This window comes from Sphaerotilus montanus (genome assembly GCF_013410775.1).
GTDB classification, from domain to species: domain Bacteria; phylum Pseudomonadota; class Gammaproteobacteria; order Burkholderiales; family Burkholderiaceae_C; genus Sphaerotilus; species Sphaerotilus montanus.
On sequence record NZ_JACCFH010000001.1, the window covers coordinates 1,002,521 to 1,017,714 of the forward strand.

Sequence of the window (15,194 nt, forward strand, 5' to 3'; positions counted from 1 at the left end):
TTCCTCTCTTCACGGATCTCGCACCATGACCGCGTTCGCCTTCGTGTTTCCCGGCCAGGGGTCTCAGTCGGTGGGCATGCTTTCGGACTGGGGTGACCACCCCGCCGTGCGCGCCACCCTCGAAGAAGCCAGTGCCGCCCTCGGCGAAGACATCGCCCGCCTGATCGCCGAAGGCCCCAAGGACGCGCTGGACCTGACCACCAACACCCAGCCCGTGATGCTGACCGCCGGCATCGCCAGCTACCGCGCCTGGCTGGCCGAAGGTGGCGCTACGCCAGCCATCGTCGCCGGCCACTCGCTGGGCGAATACACCGCGCTGGTCGCCGCGGGCAGCCTGACGCTGGCCGATGCATTGCCGCTGGTGCGCCTGCGCGCCCAGGCGATGCAGGACGCCGTGCCGGTCGGCACTGGTGGCATGGCCGCGATCCTCGGGCTTGACCCGGCTGCCGTGCGCGAAGGCTGTGCCAAGGCGGCGGCAGAGTCTGGTGAGGTGGTCGAGGCCGTCAACTTCAACGATCCGAAGCAGACCGTCATCGCCGGCAGCAAGGCCGGTGTCGAGCACGGCTGCGTGGTCCTCAAGGCGATGGGCGCCAAGCGCGCGCTGTCGCTGCCGGTATCGGCGCCGTTCCACTCCAGCCTGATGAAGCCCGCGGCCGAGCGCCTGCGCGAGCGGCTGGTGTCGATCGACCTGAAGACGCCGCAGATCCCCGTGCTGAACAACGTCGACGTGGCGGTGCAGACCGAGCCGGACGCGATCCGCGACGCGCTCTACCGCCAGGCCTTCGGCGCCGTGCGCTGGGTCGAACTCGTGACCGAACTCAAGGCCCGCGGCATGACCCATGTGCTCGAATGCGGCCCGGGCAAAGTCCTGTCCGGCATGGTCAAGCGCATCGACGCCGACCTCGTCACTGCCCCCTTCTACGACCCGGCCACGCTGGCCGCTGCCAAGGCGCTGCTCGCATGAACGCTCCTGCCCAAGCCTCCCAACAGATCGCCCTCGTCACCGGCGCCAGCCGCGGCATCGGACGCGCCATCGCGCTGACGCTCGCGCAGCGCGGCTTCAAGGTCATCGGCACCGCCACCAGCGACAGCGGCTCGGCCGCCATCGGCGAGGCGCTGGCCCCGTTCGGCGGCCTGGGCCTGACGCTGAACGTGACCGACGCCGCGGCGCTGGACGCCGCCATCGACGGCATCGTCAAGCAGCATGGCGGCCTGCACGTGCTGGTCAACAACGCCGGCATCACCCGCGACACGCTGGCCATGCGCCTGAAGGACGACGACTGGGACGCGGTGATCGACACCAACCTCAAGTCCGTCTTCCGCGCCTGCCGCGCCGCGATCAAGCCAATGATGAAGCAGCGCTTCGGCCGCATCGTCAACATCACCTCGGTGGTCGGCGCCTCCGGCAATCCGGGCCAGGCCAACTACTGCGCCTCCAAGGCCGGTGTGGCGGGGATGACACGTTCGCTGGCCCGCGAACTCGGCAGCCGCAACATCACGGTCAACTGCGTCGCCCCGGGCTTCATCGCCACCGACATGACCGAGGGGCTGCCCGAGGCCCAGAAGGCCGCGCTCACCGCACAGATCCCGCTCGGCCGCCTGGGCTCGCCCGAGGACATCGCCGAAGCGGTGGCCTTCCTGGCATCGCCGGCGGCCGGCTACATCACGGGGACCGAACTGCACGTCAATGGCGGCATGTTCATGAACTGATGACCCCGCCTGGCGGGTCCGACTTCTGCCCTGCGCGGACCCCTCAGGCAGCTTCCGAGTGACTTGTCGCACGGAACCCTTAGAATCGCAGGCTGTTTTGTACCAACCCTCTCGGAGGAGAGAAATGAGCGACATCGAAGCACGCGTCAAGAAGATCATCGCCGAACAACTCGGTGTGGCCGAAGAAGAAGTCACGTCGGAAAAGTCCTTCGTGGCCGATCTGGGTGCCGACTCGCTGGACACGGTCGAACTCGTGATGGCGCTGGAAGACGAATTCGGCATCGAGATCCCCGATGAAGAGGCCGAAAAGATCACCACCGTCAAGGCGGCGATCGAGTACGCCACGGCCCACGCCAAGCCCTGATCCGCTGATCTCCTGATCAGCCGGACCTCCTTTTCGCCACTTTCGCAGCACGCAAACGCATGACCCGTCGCCGTATCGTCGTGACCGGTCTGGGCCTCGTCACCCCGGTGGGCAACACCGTGGACGAGTCCTGGGCCAACCTCGTGGCCGGACAATCCGGTATCGACCACGTCACCCGTTTCGATGCATCGAACATGTCGGTGCGCTTCGCGGGCGAGGTCAAGGGTTTCCGCATCGAGGATTACATCCCCGCCAAGGAAGCCCGCCACATGGATACCTTCATCCATTACGGCATTGCCGCGTCGCTGCAGGCGATCAAGGATTCCGGGCTGCCCACGGGCGATGCGCTGAGCGACGAACTCGCCGAACGCATCGGCGTGATGGTGGGCTCGGGCATCGGTGGCCTGCCGCTGATCGAAGCGACGAACGACGAGTACCGCGCCCGCGGTGCGCGCCGCATCTCGCCCTTCTTCGTGCCGGCCTCGATCATCAACATGATTTCTGGCCACGTCTCGATCCTGAGCGGTTTCAAGGGACCGAATCTGGCCATCGTCACGGCCTGCACCACGGGCCTGCACAGCATCGGCATGGCCGCCCGCATGATCGAATGCGGCGATGCGGACGTGATGGTCGCCGGTGGCGCGGAAGCGACGGTTTCCCCGTTGGGCATGGGCGGCTTTGCCTCGGCCAAGGCCCTGTCCACCCGCAACGACGATCCCAAGACCGCCTCGCGCCCCTGGGACAAGGACCGCGACGGCTTCGTGCTCGGCGAAGGCGCTGGCGTGATGGTCGTCGAGGAATACGAACACGCGAAGAAGCGTGGCGCCAGGATCTACGCTGAAATCTCCGGTTTCGGCATGACCGGCGACGCGTACCACATGACCGCCCCGAACGTGGACGGTCCGAAGCGCTCGATGCAGCTGGCCCTGCGCAACGCCGGCATCAACGCCGACGCAGTGCAGTACGTCAACGCCCACGGCACCTCGACCCCGCTGGGCGATGCCAACGAGACCAACGCGATCAAGCTGGCGTTCGGCGATCACGCGAAGAGCCTCGTGGTGAACTCCACCAAGTCGATGACCGGTCACCTGCTGGGTGGCGCCGGGGGCATCGAGTCGGTGTTCACGACGCTGGCGCTCTACCACCAGATCTCGCCGCCGACGATCAACCTCTTCAACCAGGATCCGGCGTGCGATCTCGACTACTGCGCCAACACGGCGCGCGAGATGCGCATCGACGTGGCCGTCAAGAACAACTTCGGTTTTGGCGGCACCAACGGCACCCTGGTGTTCCGGCGCGTCTGAGTACACCCACCCCCACGGCGACGGGCGTCGGCGATGCACCAGGCGCCCGCCCTTGCACTCACCCTGCCGCCCGACCGCCTGTGGCTGGGCAGCGTCCGGATACTCGGTGTCTCCGCCCTGCTCGTGGCATTGGTCTGGCTGGGCTGGCACGCCGTCCGGACCGGCACGCCCACTCCGGTGATGCTGCTGCTGGCCGCCTTGTGCAGCCTGCCCGCGCTCTGGCTGCTCTGCAGGGACACGCCGACGGCTGCGGTCGGCTGCAACCTGTCGTGGCATCCGGAAAAGGCCCAATGGTGTCTGCAAACGCTGGATTCGAACGGCCAGGCCAGCCCACTCCGGTCGGGCCGGCTCGATTGTGTCGCCGACGGGATGCGCTGGATGCTGCTGCGCCACACCGGTCGCGGTATTGCCTCGGTCTGGCTGTGCGTGTCGCACCGCGACCATCCCGCCCATTGGCACACCCTGCGCTGCGCCGTGTTCAGCCCCGGTGCACGCCCCGAACCGGCAGCGGCTTCCGATGAGTGACGACGCCGACCAGCTGCTGGTCGAACGCATCAAGCGCGGCGACATGCAGGCCTTCGAGATGCTGGTGGTCAAGTACCAGCGCCGCATCGAACGCCTGATCGGGCGCTTCGTGCGCGACGTTGACCTGGTGCCGGACCTCGCGCAGGAAACCTTCATCCGCGCCTACCGGGCCATTCCGCAGTTCCGGGGTGAAAGCGCCTTCTACACCTGGCTCTACCGCATCGCCGTCAACACCGCCAAGAAGGCGCTGTCGGACATGAAGCGTGATCCGGTGCTGACGGAAAGTGCCTTGGCATCGTCTTCGGACGAAGACGATGAAACTAACCGTCCCCGACACGAACTAAGCCATGACGAGACACCCGAGGCGCTGATGGCCAGCCGCGAGATCGCGAGCACGGTCAACAACGCCATCGAGGCCTTGCCGGAAGATCTGCGTCAAGCCATTCTCCTGCGCGAAGTCGAAGGTCTCTCGTATGAAGAAATTGCCTTGGCCATGGCGTGTCCGATCGGCACGGTTCGCTCGCGGATCTTCCGCGCCCGCGAAGCGATTGCCGTGAAGCTGCGTCCCTTGCTGGATACGAAACAGGGTCAGCGCTGGTGATGCGCAGCCTTGCCTGGAGTGCCTGATGATCGAACCAGATCTGCCCGAGGACCGGACCCGTGCCCGGGAACAACTGTCGTCGCTAATGGATGGCGATGCTGCCGCAGAGAGCGTCGCGCGCGCCTGTCGCCAGTGGCGCCAGGACGCGGATACCCGTGCCCAGTGGCACACCTACCACCTGATCGGTGACGTGCTGCGCTCGGAAGACCTGTCGCAGCGCAGTGTCGGCGATGCCGACTTCCTGCGTGGCGTGCGTGAACGCCTGGCCCAGGAACCGATCGTGCTGGCCCCGACGCCCGTGCAGGCAACAGCCGGTGTGGCAGGCGACACGGTTGTCGCCGAGCGGATCGCACAGGCGGGCGGCAGCCGCCGATCGCGCTTCCACCTGCGCCGCTGGGTGGCGCCGGTCGGCATGGCGGCGGGCGTGGCCCTGGTCGCCGGAGCCGTGCTGGTGACCCGCCCGGGCAACGGACTGTCCGACCTGACGATGGCGTCGGTGACACGCGTCGAGCCGATCCAGGTTCCCCTCGATCCGAAAGCGCCCATGACGGACACCGAACTCGTGCGCTACCTCGACGCGCACCAGCAGTTCCCCGGCACACCCGCCCTCGGCCCGGCCCCAGGCTTCCTGCGCAGCGCCACCTACGAGCCGACGCCGTCGCGATGAGTGCACCCTCGGTCGCGCGGCACCGCATCCGCTGGAAGGCCACGGTCGCGCTGGCGGGCGCCCTGGTCGGACCGGCCTCGGCGGTCTGGGCCGCCCAGGCACCGCAGGACATCGTCGCGGTCGTGAAGCGCATCCAGGAGGCCGCTCAGCGGCGCAGTTTCGTGGGCACGTACGTGGTCAGCCACGGCGGCCACATGACCAGTTCGCGCATCACCCACTTCTGCGACGGCCGCGACCAGATCGAGCGCATCGAGGCCCTCGACGGCCAGATGCGGCAGGTCTATCGCCACAACGACACCGTGCACGTGCTCTGGCCCGGCAGTCGCACCGCACTGGTCGAGCAGCGCGAACTGGTGGGTCGCTTCCCTGCCCCGCTGCAGCCCGGTGACGGGACACAGATCCACCAGTACGAACTGCAGGTGGGCGGTGACGAACGGGTCGCCGGTCACGATGCGCAGGTCGTGCTCTTCAAGCCCCGCGACGCCTTGCGGTATCCAAGACGGCTGTGGCTGGAGCGGCGCACCGGGCTGCTGCTGCGCTCCGACCTGCTCAACGAGCGCGGTGACGTGCTGGAATCGGCCTCGTTCTCCGAGTTGCAGATCAATGTCCGGCTGTCCGCGCAGACCCTGCTCCAGGAAATGAACCGCCTGGACGGCTACCGGGTGAACAGGCCGGTCTATCTGCCTACCAGCCTCGACAGCGAGGGCTGGACCATGCGCCCGCCGGTGGCGGGCTTCGAGACCCTGCAGGTGGTCCGGCGGCCGATGGCGCCCTGGATCGCACGGACGGCGGCCTCTGGCGTTTCGGACACCGGGCCCGCCGCGGACAACGCCATGGTCCTCCAAGCGGTCTACAGCGATGGACTGACGCACGTCTCGGTCTTCATCGAACCGTTCGTGGCAGCCCTGCACAAACGGGGAACACCGGCGACGATCGGCAGCACCAGTGCGCTGAGCCACCGGCAGGGGGAGTGGTGGATCACGGCGGTCGGTGCCGTGCCGGTCGCGGCGCTGCAGCAGTTCGTCGGCGGGCTGGAGCGGCGCAAGCCCTGACGCCACACCCCGACAAGCTCCCGTTTCATACTGTCCTTTCTCTGATTGCACAGGAACATTCGATGCCCGAGTTCAATGTCCGACACGCCTCGCGGCGCTGGCTGGTCGCCGGCGCTGCATTGATCACCTCCGTCGGTCTGACCGCCGCCCTGGTCAGTCACCACGATGCCACGGCGCAGTCCTCCTTGGCCGTGACCTCCACGGCTGCGCAGGCGGCCACCAGCGCACCGCTGGTGCGTGGATTGCCGGACTTTGCCGACCTCGTCGAGCAGGTCGGCCCGGCCGTCGTCAACATCCGCACATCGACCAGGGTGGCCACCAGCACGGCCCAGGGACCGCAAGGTGGCGGCATGCCCGATGCGGAGATGCAGGAATTCTTCCGCCGCTTCTTCGGCATCCCGATTCCGCGCCAGCAGGACCCTCGGCGCGGCCAGCCCCAGCCGGATGACGGGGAAGGCGACGGCAGTGGTGGTGCCCCCCGTGGCGTCGGCTCGGGGTTCATCGTCGCAGCGGACGGTCTCGTGATGACCAACGCCCATGTCGTCGAGGGCGCGGACGAGGTCATCGTGCGCCTGACCGACAAGCGCGAATTCAAGGCCAAGGTGGTCGGCGCCGACAAGCGCACCGACGTGGCCGTGCTCAAGATCGAGGCCAGCGGCCTGCCCACCGTGCGCTTCGGTGATGTGGGCGAGCTGCGCGTCGGGGAATGGGTGATCGCCATCGGCTCGCCCTTCGACCTCGACAACACGGTGACCGCCGGCATCGTCAGCGCCAAGGCACGCGACACGGGCGATCTGCTGCCCTTCATCCAGACCGACGTGGCGATCAACCCCGGCAACTCCGGCGGTCCGCTGATCAACCTGCGCGGCGAGGTGGTGGGCATCAACTCGCAGATCTACAGCCGCTCGGGCGGCTACATGGGCATCTCGTTCGCGATTCCCATCGACGAGGCCACCCGCGTCGCCGAGCAGCTCAGGAGCAGCGGCCGGGTCGTGCGCGGACGCATCGGCGTGCAGATCGGCGAGGTCACCAAGGACGTGGCCGAGTCGCTCGGCCTGCCCAAGGCGGCGGGTGCACTGGTGCGCTCGGTCGAGCCCGGCGGCCCGGCGGAGAAGGCGGGCCTGGAAGCCGGCGACATCGTGACCCGCTTCGACGGCAAGCCGGTGGAGAAGTGGAGCGATCTGCCCCGCCTGGTCGGCAACACGAAGCCGGGAACGAAGAGCACGCTGCAGGTGCTGCGCCGCGGATCCACGCGCGACCTCGGCATCACCGTGGCCGAGCTGGAACCCGAAGCCCGCCCGGTCGCCCAGCGCGGCAAGGCCGACCCCAAGGCCCCGCCCGCCAGCACGCAGGTGGCCTCGCTCGGCCTGACGGTCGTCGACCTCACCGCCGAGCAGCGCAAGGAACTCAAGCTCAAGGGCGGCGTGCTGATCTCCGCGGTGGACGGCCCGGCCGCCCGCGCCGGGGTGCAGGAGGGCGATCTGGTCCTCGCTGTGGCCAACAGCGAGGTGACCGATGCCCGCCAGTTCGAGGCGCTGGTGGCCAGGCTCGACAAGTCGCGCCCGGTCAGCCTGCTGCTGCGCCGCGGCGAGTGGGCGCAGTACGTGGTGATCCGCCCCGGCCGCTGACCCCCGCGCAGCCGCGCAGGGACGGAAACGGCCCCCTGTGCGGCTGCGCGCTACAATCGCCCGCCAACACTGCGACCCGGTTGCCCGACGTACACGCGTGTTGGAAGGCGCGTCAACGCTAGGACGTGCCTTTTTTTTGTCGCCGCGCGCATGCCCCCAGGCCCATGGACCACATCAGAAACTTCTCCATCATCGCCCACATCGACCACGGCAAGAGCACGCTGGCCGACCGGATCATTCAGCGCTGCGGAGGCCTGAGCGACCGCGAGATGGAAGCGCAGGTGCTCGACTCGATGGACATCGAGCGCGAGCGCGGCATCACGATCAAGGCCCAGACCGCGGCACTGCACTACAAGGCGCAGAACGGACAGGTCTACAACCTCAACCTGATCGACACCCCCGGACACGTGGACTTCTCCTACGAAGTCAGCCGCTCGCTGTCGGCCTGCGAAGGCGCGCTGCTGGTGGTGGACGCCAGCCAGGGCGTGGAAGCGCAGACGGTGGCGAACTGCTACACCGCGCTCGACCTGGGCGTGCTGGTGGTGCCGGTCCTGAACAAGATGGACCTGGCGAGTGCCGACCCGGACAACGCCAAGTCGGAGATCGAGGACGTCATCGGCATCGATGCCACCGACGCCATCCCCTGCTCGGCCAAGACCGGCATGGGCATCGACGAGATCCTCGAAGCCGTCATCACCCGCATGCCCCCGCCCAAGGGCAACCCGGACGGCCCGCCACGCGCGATGATCATCGACTCGTGGTTCGACAACTACGTCGGCGTCGTGATGCTGGTGCGCGTGGTGGACGGCATGCTGCGCAAGAACGAGCGCATCCGCATGATGGCGAGCAACGCGCTCTACCCGATCGAGCACCTGGGTGTGTTCACCCCGAAGTCCGAGAACCGCGAACTGCTGAAGGCCGGCGAGGTCGGCTTCATCATCTGCGGCATCAAGGAGCTGCAGGCGGCCAAGGTCGGCGATACCATCACGCTGGAAAAGAAGCTCCCGAACAACGCCGGCCCGGCCACCGAAGCCCTGCCCGGCTTCAAGGAAATCCAGCCGCAGGTCTTCGCCGGCCTCTACCCCACCGAGGCGAGCGAGTACGACCAGCTCCGCGACGCGCTGGAAAAGCTCAAGCTCAACGACTCCTCGCTGCGCTATGAACCGGAAGTCTCGCAGGCGCTGGGCTTCGGCTTCCGCTGCGGCTTCCTGGGTCTGCTGCACATGGAAATCGTGCAGGAGCGCCTGGAGCGCGAATTCGACCAGGACCTGATCACCACCGCGCCGAGCGTGGTGTACGAGGTCGAGCTGAACGGCGGCGAGGTCATCCAGGTCGAGAACCCGTCCAAGATGCCGGACCTGGGCCGCATCAAGGAGATCCGCGAGCCGATCGTCACCGTGCACCTGTACATGCCGCAGGACTATGTTGGCGCCGTGATGACGCTGGCCAACCAGAAGCGCGGCGTGCAGCTCAACATGGCCTACCACGGCCGCCAGGTCATGCTGACCTACGAGATGCCGCTGGCCGAGATCGTGCTCGACTTCTTCGACAAGCTGAAATCCGTCTCGCGCGGCTACGCGTCGATGGACTACGAGTTCAAGGAATACCGTGCCTCGGACGTGGTCAAGGTCGATCTGCTGATCAACGGCGACCGGGTCGACGCGCTGTCGATCATCGTCCACCGCGCGCAGAGCCTGTACCGCGGCCGTGCCGTGGCCTCGAAGATGCGCGAGCAGATTCCCCGCCAGATGTACGACGTGGTGATCCAGGCCGCCATCGGCGCCAACATCATCGCGCGCGAGAACATCAAGGCCTTGCGCAAGAACGTGCTGGCAAAATGCTACGGCGGCGACATCAGCCGCAAGCGCAAGCTGCTCGAAAAGCAGAAGGCCGGCAAGAAGCGCATGAAGCAGATCGGCTCGGTCGAAGTGCCGCAGGAAGCCTTCCTCGCCATCCTGCGCGTCGAAGACTGAGCCCTGCGCTCGCAACCCACCCAACCGGACGAACGATGGGCCTCCTCACCGGCATCCTCTACGCTTGCCTCGCCTTCTTTGGCACTGGCTGGTACCTCGGCAAGTGGAGCGGCAATTTCTCGCTGCTGCTGTTCACCCTGACCGTGGTCACCGCAGCCTACTGGCTGGCCGAGCGTTTCGTGTTCCTGCCACGCCGTCTGGCCGCCGCCGCGACGCTGACCCACCAGGACGGCGAGCGCCGTGCCGAACTGGCACGCCTGGGCATCGACAAGGTGGACATGGATGTCGAGTCCGCGCGCGAACGCCTGCTGGCGCAGCCGTGGTGGCTGGACTGGACCGCCGGCCTGTTCCCGGTGATCCTGATGGTGTTCCTGCTGCGCTCGTTCCTGTTCGAGCCGTTCAAGATCCCGTCCGGTTCGATGATCCCGACGCTGGAGATCGGCGACCTGATCCTGGTGAACAAGTTCCACTACGGCATCCGCATTCCGGTGCTCAACAAGAAGGTCGTGCCGCTGAACGATCCGAAGCGGGGCGACGTGATGGTGTTCCGTTACCCGGTCGATCCGGGCATCGACTTCATCAAGCGCGTGGTCGGCGTACCGGGGGACGAGGTGGCCTACATCAACCAGAAGCTCTACCTGAACGGCCAGCTCGCCCCGCTGCAGCAGCTCGACGACTACTACGACGAAGACCGCCGCACCTACTCGCGCCAGTTCCGCGAGGACGTTGGCGGCGGCGTGACCCACCGTCTGCTGGTGGACCCGCAACAGCCGTCGAGCTACGGCATGCGTGCCCGGCCGTTCCCCGGATCTGAAAACTGTCGTTACACCGCCGAAGGCGTCACCTGCAAGGTTCCTGCAGGACACTACTTCATGATGGGCGACAACCGCGACAACTCCGAGGATTCGCGCTTCTGGGGCTTCGTGCCGGACGAGAACATCGTGGGCCGGGCCTTCTTCGTGTGGATGAACTTCGGCAGTCTCAAGCGCATCGGCCCCTTCCATTGATCCCGGCATGACGCACGGCCGGTCGGCTTGCAGCGACCGCCGTCGAGGAGTTCTTCGATGACCTTTCGTCTCCGACCGCCCGCTGTATCGAACCGCCCGACGGGCCAGCGTGGCGTCACGCTGATCGGCCTCGTCTTCTGGGCCGTGCTGATCTCGATGTCGGCCCTGGTCGCGATGCGGGTGTTGCCGACCGTCAATGAATTTGCCACCATCAAGCGCGCCGTGACCAAGGTCGCCGCCGAAGGCGGCAGCACCGTGACCGAGATCCGGGCTGCCTTCGACCGGATCAAGGACATCGAGTATTCGATACAGTCGATCACCGGCAAGGATCTCGACATCACGAAGGACAATGACCGTGTGGTCGTGAGCTTTGCCTACGACAAGGAAATCGAACTGTTCGGACCCGTGTCGCTGCTGATCAAGTACCGCGGCCGGTCCCAGTGAACCGCCTGTGCCCCGTGATCCCGAAGGTCCTCCCTTGAATCCGTCTCCTCTTGAATCCCTGTCGCAGCGACTGGGCTACACCTTCCGCCAGCGCGAGCTGCTCACCTGCGCGCTGACCCACCGCAGCTTCGGCACGGACCACAACGAGCGGCTCGAATTCCTCGGTGACTCCGTGCTGAACATGGCCGTCTCCGACCTGCTGTTCGACCAGTACGACGAGTCCCCCGAAGGCGACCTGACCCGCATCCGCGCCCACCTGGTGCGCCAGGACATGCTGCACCGCATCGCGCTCTCGCTCGACCTGCCGGCGGTGCTGCGCCTGTCCGAAGGCGAAGCCCGCGGCGGCGGCGCCCAGCGTCCGTCGATCCTGGCCGACGCGCTCGAAGCGATCATCGGCGCCGTCTACCGCGACTCCGGCTTCGAGTCGGCCGAGGCGCTGGTGCGCCGGCTGTTCGAGCCGCTGATCTCCGAGACCGCCACCCAGGCCTGGGGCAAGGACGCCAAGACCCAGCTCCAGGAATGGCTGCAGGCACGCCGCCAGAGCGTCCCCGACTACCGCATCGAAGCCACCCGTGGCCGCGCACACGACCAGACCTTCGTCGTCCTGTGCACCATCGCCGGCTCCGGTGTGCAGGCCCGCGGCGAAGGCCGCTCACGCCGCGCTGCCGAACAGGAAGCCGCGCGCCTGGTCCTCGAACAACTGAGCGCTGCTCCAGAACAATGACCACCACCTCCAAGCCGCATGCGGCCACCCTGCCGGACGACCTGCTCGATCCGGTGGACGAATTCGCCGATGAAGACGGTCTGAACGACGCGCTGATCGAACTCGACGACGACGGACAGCCCATCGTGGACGCCGAGGACGAGGACGAAGACGACCTCGGCGAAGACATCGACGCCCTCGCCTACGACGCACCCGACCTGGACACGATGCTCAAGGCCGCCGTCGGCTCCAACGACGGCGACCGCCGCTGCGGCCTGATCGCCATCGTCGGCCGGCCGAACGTGGGCAAGTCGACGCTGCTGAACACGCTGATCGGCCAGAAGGTCAGCATCACCTCGCGCAAGGCGCAGACCACCCGCCACCGCATCACCGGCATCTCGACCCAGGCCGACACGCAGTACGTCTTCGTCGACACGCCCGGCTTCCAGACCACCCACACCACCCGCGGCACCGCGGCGCTGAACCGCAACCTGAACAAGACGGTGCAGTCGGTGCTGGGCGACGTGGACGTCGTGCTGTTCGTGGTGGACGCCGGCCGCTTCAACCCGGCCGATGCCAAGGTGCTGTCGCTGATCCCGCCGGGCAAGCCGACCTTCCTGATCGCCAACAAGCTCGACCTGATCACGCGCCGCTCGGACCTGCTGCCCTGGCTGCAGCAGATGCAGGCCAGGCACGCCTTCACCGAGTTCGTGCCGCTGACCGCGACGAAGAAGGACGACACCCAGCGCCTGCTGGACATCATCCGCCCCTACCTGCCCGAGCAGCCCTGGTACTACGACGAGGACGCGCTGACCGACCGCAGCGACAAGTTCCTGGCGGCCGAGCTGATCCGCGAGAAGCTGTTCCGGCTGACCGGCGACGAGCTGCCGTACACCTCCACGGTGCAGATCGACAAGTACGAGGAAGTCGAAGGCGGGCGCCTGAACCGCATCGCCGCGACCATCATCGTCGAGCGCGATGCGCACAAGGGCATGGTCATCGGCGAAGGTGGCGAGCGCCTCAAGCGCATCAGCACCGAAGCCCGCACCGAGATGGAGCGCTTGACCGGCCGGAAGGTCTTCCTCGAAGTCTGGGTCAAGGTCCGCTCGGGCTGGGCCGACGACGAGAAGCGCCTGAAGAGCTACGGCTACGAGTAAGCCCGAGGCGCTGCGCTGATGGCCACGCGCCGTGCCGCGCCTGCTGCGATCGCGGCCTACGTGCTGCACCACCACGACTGGAGCGAGTCCAGCCTGATCCTCGATCTCTGGACCCGCGAGCACGGCCGCATCGCCGCGGTCGCCAAGGGCGCGAAACGGCCACATTCGCAGATGCGCTGCGTGCTGCTGCCCTTCCAGCGGCTGACCATCGTGCTCGGCGGCAAGACCGCCCGGCGCGACACCGAACCCGGCCCCGACCACGGTGGCCACGAAGCGCCCCCTGATCTCCACCTGCTGCGCAGCGCCGAATGGGCGGGCGGCGGCGCGATGCCGTCCGGCGCCGCACTGCTGGCGGGCTTCCACCTGAACGAGCTGCTGCTGCGCGGACTGGCGCGGCATGACGCCCACCCGCGCCTGTTCGAGGTCTACGCCGCCACCCTGCCCCGCCTCGCCCCGCACGACGAGGCGCAGACCGCCGCCGCGCTGCGCGCCTTCGAGCTGTGGCTGCTGCGCGAATCGGGCGTGCTGCCGGAGCTGGATCGGGTCACGCTGACGCAGGTGCCGGTGCGCACGGACGCGCGTCACGGGCTGCACCCCGACACGGGCGTCCACCCGCTGCCCGATGGCGCAGCCGGCCTGGGCGGCGCAACGCTGCTGGCGCTGCAATCGGCCATGAACGCCTTCGACCTCGGCGCGCTGCAGCAGACCTGCCAGGGTGCGCTGCCCGAGCTACGCACGCAGCTGCGCCACCTGCTGCACTACCATCTCGGCACCTCGATGCTGCGCACCCGCGCGCTGATGGTCGAGGTACAGAAACTGACTGAGTCCCCATGAACCCCCTCGTCGCCCCCGAATCGTCCGCCCACGGTGGCCGCACCGCGCTGTCGGTCAACCTCAACAAGGTCGCGCTGCTGCGCAACACGCGCCACCTCGGCATCCCGAGCGTGACCCGTGCGGCCATCTTCGTGCTGGAAGCCGGCGCCCAAGGCATCACCGTCCACCCGCGCCCCGACGAGCGCCACATCCGCGCAGGCGACGTGACCGATCTGGCCGAGCTGCTCAAGGCCTGGCCGCACGTCGAGTACAACATTGAGGGCAACCCGTTCCACAACCTGATGGACGTGATCCGCGCCGTGCGCCCGCACCAGGCCACGTTCGTGCCGGACACGGTCGGCCAGTTCACCTCCGACCACGGCTGGACCTTCCCCGACGACGCCGAGCGGCTGCGCCCGTTGATCGAGGAAACGCGGGCGCTCGGCGTGCGCGTGAGCCTGTTCATGGACCCGATCCCCGAGATGATGCGCGCCGCCCGCGACATCGGTGCCGACCGGGTCGAGCTGTACACCGAGGCCTACGCCAGCGCCTGGGGCACACCTCGGCAGGCCGAGGTGCTCGACCGCTACGTGCGCGCCGCGGAAGCCGCGCTGTCGGTGGGGCTCGGGATCAACGCCGGCCATGACCTGAACCGCGACAACCTGACCGACTTCCTGCGCGCCGTGCCGGGCGTGCAGGAGGTGTCGATCGGCCACGCGCTGGTCGCCGATGCGCTCGAACTCGGCTACACCGAGACGATCCGCGACTACCAGCGCTGCATCCAGCGCGCCTTCGCCCCCCAGCGCTGAGCCGGGACGGACGCCGCGATGGTCTACGGCATCGGCACGGACATCTGCGACATCCGGCGCATCGCCGCGGTGCTCGCGCGGCGCGGCGACCGCTTCGCCGAGAAGGTGCTCGGGCCGACCGAGCTGAAGGTGTTCCACTACCGGCGCGCCAAGGTCGAGGCACGCGGCGTTGCGTATCTGGCTACGCGCTTTTCAGCCAAGGAATCGTTTTCCAAGGCGATCGGCCTCGGGCTGCACACGCCGATGCAGTGGCGCGACTGCGAGACGCTCAACGAGCCAAGCGGCAAGCCCTTCATCCGCCTGCACGGCGCGCTGGCCGACTGGTTCGCCGCGCGTGACCTGAGCGCCCATGTGAGCCTGACCGACGAGACCGACTACGCGACCAGCTTCGTCGTGGTCGAAACCCGCACCCCCTGACCTCTCCCCACGGACCCTGC

The 15,194-nt window shown here is 67.6% G+C and carries 17 protein-coding genes; all 17 read left to right on the top strand.

Annotated elements, in window-relative coordinates:
• Nucleotides 1–25 precede the first annotated feature (25 nt).
• Nucleotides 26–964, top strand: coding sequence for an ACP S-malonyltransferase (gene fabD, locus BDD16_RS04430; protein WP_179632831.1), 939 nt, complete (start codon nt 26–28; stop codon nt 962–964).
• Entirely contained in the window at nt 961–1,710 is a 750-nt protein-coding gene (gene fabG, locus BDD16_RS04435) for a 3-oxoacyl-ACP reductase FabG (RefSeq protein WP_179632832.1), read from the top strand. The genes fabD and fabG overlap by 4 nt, the downstream gene beginning before the upstream one ends.
• A gap of 124 nt (nt 1,711–1,834) precedes the next feature.
• Nucleotides 1,835–2,074, top strand: coding sequence for an acyl carrier protein (acpP, locus tag BDD16_RS04440; RefSeq protein WP_179632833.1), 240 nt, complete (start codon nt 1,835–1,837; stop codon nt 2,072–2,074).
• 59 nt (nt 2,075–2,133) lie between these two features.
• Complete coding sequence (gene fabF, locus BDD16_RS04445; protein WP_179632834.1) at nt 2,134–3,378, top strand: beta-ketoacyl-ACP synthase II; 1,245 nt, start codon at nt 2,134–2,136, stop codon at nt 3,376–3,378.
• 33 nt (nt 3,379–3,411) lie between these two features.
• Entirely contained in the window at nt 3,412–3,903 is a 492-nt protein-coding gene (locus tag BDD16_RS04450) for a hypothetical protein (protein WP_179632835.1), read from the top strand.
• Nucleotides 3,896–4,504, top strand: a complete 609-nt coding sequence (gene rpoE, locus BDD16_RS04455) for an RNA polymerase sigma factor RpoE (RefSeq protein WP_179635993.1) — start codon at nt 3,896–3,898, stop codon at nt 4,502–4,504. Before BDD16_RS04450 ends, rpoE begins: the two co-directional genes overlap by 8 nt.
• 25 nt (nt 4,505–4,529) lie before the next feature.
• On the top strand, nt 4,530–5,171 hold the full coding sequence (locus BDD16_RS04460) for a sigma-E factor negative regulatory protein (protein ID WP_179632836.1): 642 nt from the start codon (nt 4,530–4,532) through the stop codon (nt 5,169–5,171).
• A complete protein-coding gene (locus BDD16_RS04465) occupies nt 5,168–6,223 on the top strand; it encodes a MucB/RseB C-terminal domain-containing protein (RefSeq protein WP_179632837.1) in 1,056 nt (351 codons plus the stop codon). Before BDD16_RS04460 ends, BDD16_RS04465 begins: the two co-directional genes overlap by 4 nt.
• 62 nt (nt 6,224–6,285) lie before the next feature.
• A complete protein-coding gene (locus tag BDD16_RS04470; RefSeq protein ID WP_179632838.1) occupies nt 6,286–7,851 on the top strand; it encodes a DegQ family serine endoprotease in 1,566 nt (521 codons plus the stop codon).
• Nucleotides 7,852–8,015: 164 nt separating this feature from the next.
• The gene (lepA, locus tag BDD16_RS04475) at nt 8,016–9,824 is read left to right on the top strand and encodes a translation elongation factor 4 (RefSeq protein ID WP_179632839.1); all 1,809 of its coding nucleotides are present in this window, start codon (nt 8,016–8,018) and stop codon (nt 9,822–9,824) included.
• A gap of 35 nt (nt 9,825–9,859) precedes the next feature.
• Nucleotides 9,860–10,831, top strand: coding sequence for a signal peptidase I (lepB, locus tag BDD16_RS04480; RefSeq protein WP_179632840.1), 972 nt, complete (start codon nt 9,860–9,862; stop codon nt 10,829–10,831).
• A 57-nt stretch (nt 10,832–10,888) separates the two neighbouring features.
• Nucleotides 10,889–11,275 (top strand): DUF4845 domain-containing protein, encoded by a 387-nt coding sequence (locus BDD16_RS04485; RefSeq protein WP_179632841.1) that lies wholly within the window; start codon nt 10,889–10,891, stop codon nt 11,273–11,275.
• Between the two features lie 34 nt (nt 11,276–11,309).
• Nucleotides 11,310–11,999 (top strand): ribonuclease III, encoded by a 690-nt coding sequence (gene rnc / locus BDD16_RS04490; protein WP_179632842.1) that lies wholly within the window; start codon nt 11,310–11,312, stop codon nt 11,997–11,999.
• Nucleotides 12,000–12,205: 206 nt separating this feature from the next.
• Nucleotides 12,206–13,135, top strand: a complete 930-nt coding sequence (gene era, locus BDD16_RS04495) for a GTPase Era (RefSeq protein WP_179635994.1) — start codon at nt 12,206–12,208, stop codon at nt 13,133–13,135.
• An 18-nt stretch (nt 13,136–13,153) separates the two neighbouring features.
• The gene (recO, locus tag BDD16_RS04500; RefSeq protein WP_179632843.1) at nt 13,154–13,969 is read left to right on the top strand and encodes a DNA repair protein RecO; all 816 of its coding nucleotides are present in this window, start codon (nt 13,154–13,156) and stop codon (nt 13,967–13,969) included.
• Complete coding sequence (locus BDD16_RS04505) at nt 13,966–14,757, top strand: pyridoxine 5'-phosphate synthase (RefSeq protein WP_179632844.1); 792 nt, start codon at nt 13,966–13,968, stop codon at nt 14,755–14,757. The genes recO and BDD16_RS04505 overlap by 4 nt, the downstream gene beginning before the upstream one ends.
• Nucleotides 14,758–14,775: 18 nt before the next feature.
• Nucleotides 14,776–15,174 (top strand): holo-ACP synthase, encoded by a 399-nt coding sequence (gene acpS / locus BDD16_RS04510; protein WP_179632845.1) that lies wholly within the window; start codon nt 14,776–14,778, stop codon nt 15,172–15,174.
• Nucleotides 15,175–15,194: the final 20 nt, after the last annotated feature.

Bases quoted from the DNA above. Each gene is read 5' to 3' on its own strand.
- fabD (WP_179632831.1), top strand. From the start codon at position 26: ATGACCGCGTTCGCCTTCGTGTTTCCCGGCCAGGGGTCTCAGTCGGTG.
- fabG (WP_179632832.1), top strand. From the start codon at position 961: ATGAACGCTCCTGCCCAAGCCTCCCAACAGATCGCCCTCGTCACCGGC.
- acpP (WP_179632833.1), top strand. From the start codon at position 1,835: ATGAGCGACATCGAAGCACGCGTCAAGAAGATCATCGCCGAACAACTC.
- fabF (WP_179632834.1), top strand. From the start codon at position 2,134: ATGACCCGTCGCCGTATCGTCGTGACCGGTCTGGGCCTCGTCACCCCG.
- BDD16_RS04450 (WP_179632835.1), top strand. From the start codon at position 3,412: ATGCACCAGGCGCCCGCCCTTGCACTCACCCTGCCGCCCGACCGCCTG.
- rpoE (WP_179635993.1), top strand. From the start codon at position 3,896: ATGAGTGACGACGCCGACCAGCTGCTGGTCGAACGCATCAAGCGCGGC.
- BDD16_RS04460 (WP_179632836.1), top strand. From the start codon at position 4,530: ATGATCGAACCAGATCTGCCCGAGGACCGGACCCGTGCCCGGGAACAA.
- BDD16_RS04465 (WP_179632837.1), top strand. From the start codon at position 5,168: ATGAGTGCACCCTCGGTCGCGCGGCACCGCATCCGCTGGAAGGCCACG.
- BDD16_RS04470 (WP_179632838.1), top strand. From the start codon at position 6,286: ATGCCCGAGTTCAATGTCCGACACGCCTCGCGGCGCTGGCTGGTCGCC.
- lepA (WP_179632839.1), top strand. From the start codon at position 8,016: ATGGACCACATCAGAAACTTCTCCATCATCGCCCACATCGACCACGGC.
- lepB (WP_179632840.1), top strand. From the start codon at position 9,860: ATGGGCCTCCTCACCGGCATCCTCTACGCTTGCCTCGCCTTCTTTGGC.
- BDD16_RS04485 (WP_179632841.1), top strand. From the start codon at position 10,889: ATGACCTTTCGTCTCCGACCGCCCGCTGTATCGAACCGCCCGACGGGC.
- era (WP_179635994.1), top strand. From the start codon at position 12,206: ATGCTCAAGGCCGCCGTCGGCTCCAACGACGGCGACCGCCGCTGCGGC.
- recO (WP_179632843.1), top strand. From the start codon at position 13,154: ATGGCCACGCGCCGTGCCGCGCCTGCTGCGATCGCGGCCTACGTGCTG.
- BDD16_RS04505 (WP_179632844.1), top strand. From the start codon at position 13,966: ATGAACCCCCTCGTCGCCCCCGAATCGTCCGCCCACGGTGGCCGCACC.
- acpS (WP_179632845.1), top strand. From the start codon at position 14,776: ATGGTCTACGGCATCGGCACGGACATCTGCGACATCCGGCGCATCGCC.